This window comes from Sporomusa sp. (assembly GCF_057736855.1).
This window is the reverse complement of the sequence record NZ_JBYKYF010000275.1, coordinates 1-4,260: the sequence shown is the minus strand read 5'-3', so window position 1 is coordinate 4,260 and position 4,260 is coordinate 1. Positions and strand designations below refer to the sequence as shown.

At 38.5% G+C, this 4,260-nt stretch carries 7 protein-coding genes; 2 read left to right on the top strand and 5 right to left on the bottom strand.

The window, feature by feature from the left end; genetic code table 11:
* The 4 genes from AC29Z1_RS14475 to AC29Z1_RS14460 all read right to left on the bottom strand — a co-directional run.
* On the bottom strand, positions 1–204 hold a 204-nt coding region (locus AC29Z1_RS14475; RefSeq protein WP_488272164.1), incomplete at its 3' end, for a hypothetical protein.
* Positions 201–788: a hypothetical protein gene (locus AC29Z1_RS14470; protein WP_488272163.1), complete on the bottom strand. Its 588-nt coding sequence runs from the start codon at positions 786–788 to the stop codon at positions 201–203. The genes AC29Z1_RS14475 and AC29Z1_RS14470, both read right to left, overlap by 4 nt.
* Positions 769–1,374: a GTPase domain-containing protein gene (locus tag AC29Z1_RS14465; RefSeq protein ID WP_488272162.1), complete on the bottom strand. Its 606-nt coding sequence runs from the start codon at positions 1,372–1,374 to the stop codon at positions 769–771. The genes AC29Z1_RS14470 and AC29Z1_RS14465 overlap by 20 nt, the downstream gene beginning before the upstream one ends.
* Positions 1,359–1,763 carry an AAA family ATPase gene (locus AC29Z1_RS14460; RefSeq protein ID WP_488272161.1) on the bottom strand — a complete coding sequence of 135 codons (405 nt, stop codon included), beginning with the start codon at positions 1,761–1,763 and terminating at the stop codon, positions 1,359–1,361. Before AC29Z1_RS14460 ends, AC29Z1_RS14465 begins: the two co-directional genes overlap by 16 nt.
* 354 nt (positions 1,764–2,117) lie before the next feature.
* On the opposite strand from AC29Z1_RS14460, the gene AC29Z1_RS14455 reads away from it, so the two are divergent.
* Both AC29Z1_RS14455 and AC29Z1_RS14450 read left to right on the top strand, forming a co-directional pair.
* Positions 2,118–2,285, top strand: coding sequence for a hypothetical protein (locus tag AC29Z1_RS14455; protein WP_488272160.1), 168 nt, complete (start codon positions 2,118–2,120; stop codon positions 2,283–2,285).
* Positions 2,286–2,349: 64 nt separating this feature from the next.
* A complete protein-coding gene (locus AC29Z1_RS14450; RefSeq protein ID WP_488272159.1) occupies positions 2,350–3,894 on the top strand; it encodes a recombinase family protein in 1,545 nt (514 codons plus the stop codon).
* Positions 3,895–4,069: 175 nt separating this feature from the next.
* Here the strand turns inward: AC29Z1_RS14450 and AC29Z1_RS14445 are convergent.
* The coding region (locus tag AC29Z1_RS14445; protein ID WP_488272158.1) for a hypothetical protein at positions 4,070–4,260 on the bottom strand (191 nt) is incomplete at its 5' end.

The window sequence follows — 4,260 nt, the reverse complement described above, 5'->3', positions numbered from 1 at the left end:
ATCTCTAGTAAAATTTTTGTAATGCAAAGTTTTAGTCCAATTTGCCTCACATAAGGCACAAATCCCCGTTTCAAGTGAGCGTTGACGCAAATGGAGTGGCATCACAGCTTGCGCTTCACGATAGCCTGCTTCCTTTCCTTGTCGTTTTCCTATACAATAGCCTAGCAAAAATCCAAACAGTATAGCAATACTAATGAATATCATAGTTGTATCCGCTCATAGCGAAATGATAATAAATAAATGATGGCAGTGCCGACAAGTACAGGAAGAAACAAGCGGTCATTTATTCCCCAGGCTATCATTATGGCGAGTAAACATACGACTACACATTCCATTTTACCAAAACGGTTTGCCAAGTTACGTTGTCCAGCTGAATAGTCACTTCGGGCATCCAAATAATCATCAAATAATTGAACAGCCAATACAAAACTCATTGCAAACAACATGTTATTCCAGCCAAATAGGATTATACCGATCAGTAGTGCTAAACATGATTCCTGAAAACCAGTTAACCGGCTAGGGAACTTATCGCGCAGACTGCTAAACATCCCTACAATATAGCTGCTTAAAAACAACGATAAACTTAAGGATGCATGTATACCAGCGGCTAGGGCTAGCAAAAACATGGCATATAACATAGTACCTTCATTAAAGGTGTTAGCCCAATTGCTTTTTCCGACGACGGCATCGTAGTCTTTATCCAAATAATCATCAGCCAATTTTACAGCTGCAGCGCAGCAGGCTGCAGCTATCGTTATAGCTAAAAACTCAAATATTTCTGGCAACACAGGCTTTCACCTCTTTAAATCCCTGGCTGTAGAGTGCAGAAATAGGAATAATGGTAGCCTTAGGGAAAGCAGTTGTTACACGCAATAGGTTTTCTTTGGCTGAATGTAAATCATATTTGTTGCCTAAAAGCAAATATGATTTACGGACAATACCATAGTTATAGAATTCATGATCAATGCTAGTACTATTACTGGAAAAATCTTTACCAATAACTGATAAGTCTATCATGTGCAAAATCATGTCAGCAGAACGCAGCAGGGCAATAGTTTGGGCCATTCCTTTACGGATGCTTTCATCGTGGTGTATTTGTTCGCTAACGCCACAAGTATCAGTTAATTTGAAATTTACTGCGGTTTTTCCGACAGTCATGCGTAAAACCAGTGACTGTAATGATCGAGTTTTATGTAAAGCCATACCACACAATTCGCGCTTGCCTTCTTCTAGCGAAAAATGACGGCATGTGATTAAATCGTCATATGTGCGAAAAGTTACATCAACACTTTTTGCTCCTAAATATCCAGCAAAATTTAGGGCAAACATAGTTTTCCCTGAATTCGGACGACCAATAATTACACATTCTCGCATATCTCCACCCCCGTAATATCACATGGTTCTATAACCATCAACTCTTCTCTGGTGGTTGAATGCTTGGTAATTAGCCGTACAGCCTGTCGTCTTATCGCTTTTTCAATAATGTTTCTTACCGTACGGGCATTGCCGAATCGATTATCACTATTCTTGGCAGGCGGATTAAGGATATTTAATAAAGCTTCTTTTGCCTGGGGAGTAAGCTTATACTGGCGTTTAGCACACAACTGTTCGGCAATTTGCAATAATTCGCTCTTGCTGTAGTCTGGAAAATCAATATGGATCGGAAATCGTGAATGCAGTCCAGGATTGGTCTGCATAAATTTTTCCATTTCGTTCTGATAACCAGCCAGAATAAGGATAAGTTCATCTTTATGATCTTCCATCGTTTTCACGAGACTCAGGATACAAATCAGTATAAACCATAAGCAGCTTTCTGGCAGATCGACGCCAGAAGGCTGCTTATACATCGAGCCACTGGATTTGAAAATACGTATATACGGTAATATCAACATAGCACTATGTAATTATCCATATATACATAACTTATCATTATATAATGCTATTATCAATATAGGAATAGACTTTTTTCATCTTACTTTGTGAAACAAGAAATGAAATAATAAACTAACTAGGTGCGGAATAGCCGTTAACCAATATTAATTATTATTGAGATACCTCAAAAAATTCCGTCAAGCAGACAACCTGCTTCGCATAGGATTAACCGAGGTGATAGTCAGATGACGAAGATGGGTGAAATTAAGAAGGATACCTATCCCATCGTTACTATATCACTCATCAATTATGATCCAGCGCTGCAGGAGGAATATAGTAAGACGTTTATGGCGCCGTTGTTTGAAGGTATTTTGCAGCGTTTGCAGCTAGCAAATACCATTCAGACTCAATAAGTAAAAAGTAGAGTCACTGCTATTCTCTATACTGTTTTTTACTCCAAAAGAGGAGCGTAAAGTAATGAATGCAGCAATCTATATTCGTGTTTCCACTGATCAACAGGCCGAAAAAGGCTATTCCATTGAAACTCAGCTTGAAGCTTGCCATAAGTGTGCATTAGAAATAGGTGCTTTGCATACGGAAGAATTTATTGACGACGGCTATTCGGCCGAGTTTATTGAACGTCCGGCTCTTACTCGTTTGCGTGAAGCAGTAAAAGCTAAAAAATTTGATGTAGTTATATTCTATGATCCAGACAGAATGGCCAGAAATCTTATGCATCAGCTTATTATTGCCGAAGAGATTGACAAGTCTGGCGCTCAACTGAAATTTGTAGTCGTAAACTATGATCAGTCTGCAGATGGTAAGTTTATGTTTGGTATTCGCGGTTTATTGGCGCAGTTAGAAAAGGAAAAGATAAAAGAACGTACCATGCGCGGCAAAAGAGGTAAAGCAGCCAAAGGAATGGTGATAAGTGACGCCAAACCATTTGGTTACCGCTTTAATCCTGATAAAAGTACCTATGATATTAATGAAGAAGAAGCCGAAATTGTCCGCCTGATATTTGACCTTTTAGTCAAACAGAAAATGGGAACAGCTAGAATTTGCAAAGAACTGAATGCACGGGGTATTTCCTCTCCCCGCGCCAAAAAAGCCTGGAGTGTTTCCAGCATACATCGCATACTTACCAATACTCTTTACAAAGGTGTTATTTATTCTATGAAATATCGATATGAAACGATCGGGCTGAAAAAGAAAAAACGAGCTTTACGGCCTGAATCGGAATGGATACCCATATATGTTCCTGCAATCATTGACGAGGCAACCTGGCAGGCTGCCCAAAAGCAACTCCAGGAAAATAAGAGTTTTGCCAAACGGAATTTAAAGCGCGATTATCTCTTACATGGTCTTGTTAGCTGTGCGAAATGTGGCAAAGCCATGGTTATCTCTCATTCAGGCTGCCATGAACATAATAGTTACTATGTTTGCGTTAGCCGAAAAAATACCTTCTATGTTTATTCTGGGCAAAAGCCATGTATGGCACGGCAAGTTCCTACAAAAATATTGGATGAGTATGTATTTAGCTATCTATTGGAACGATTTTATCGTCCAGATAAACTTACCGAACACATCGAGGCCATTTCTATACATTCTATACATAAGGATATTCAAAATCACAGTATAGCACTAGAGCAAATGCGTAACACCGAAAAGGAACTACTGAAACAAAAAGATACGGTACTACGCTGGTTTCGCCAGAAATTACTTTCGGAAACTGAAATTGAAACCCAATTAAAAGATATTGGTCGACAATTGGCAGATATTGCTCAAATAAAAAAAAATTACGAATCTGAGCTCGCAGCAACTTCTCGTACATACTCAAATGAAGAAATGGCGAGTATTATCAAATGCGCCGTAAAACAAAATGACTTTACTATAACGGAGAAAAAAGCGGCAATACGAGCTGTCCTTGACCGAGTCATAGTTGAACGGGTCGATCATACCCGTGGCCGGGGAAGTTGTCCTGAAATCAATGTAAAGCTCATATTTAAATCACCAAAGTGATTTAGTTACTCTAACAATCCTGGAAAGAGAGTATTACTACCTATATGCATAAAACTATCTAAGAAATTCAAGTTTATCGGCACTCATTTAAACCGGTTTATGTTGGTCGCTATTCATAAACATGATCTAGCGATAATCTCATTACAAATATTTCCTGGAAATATTTGTAATGAGATTATCTGAAATCACGAGGAAACTTAATATTGCCTTTTACTAACTTCCTCTCCCCTGCTTCATAAGCAATACAGCGTAAAGGTTTACTATTACTATCTTTATATCTACCTGACACAAAATTTTGATTAAAATGGCTACAAAAATTGGAGTTTTTATAGCGGCAATCCGGACAATCTGAAGTGAAAGTTAGGA

Excerpts from the sequence above, each read along its gene's own strand:
- AC29Z1_RS14465 (WP_488272162.1), bottom strand. The coding sequence starts at position 1,374 with ATGCGAGAATGTGTAATTATTGGTCGTCCGAATTCAGGGAAAACTATG.
- AC29Z1_RS14460 (WP_488272161.1), bottom strand. The coding sequence starts at position 1,763 with ATGGAAGATCATAAAGATGAACTTATCCTTATTCTGGCTGGTTATCAG.
- AC29Z1_RS14455 (WP_488272160.1), top strand. The coding sequence starts at position 2,118 with ATGACGAAGATGGGTGAAATTAAGAAGGATACCTATCCCATCGTTACT.
- AC29Z1_RS14450 (WP_488272159.1), top strand. The coding sequence starts at position 2,350 with ATGAATGCAGCAATCTATATTCGTGTTTCCACTGATCAACAGGCCGAA.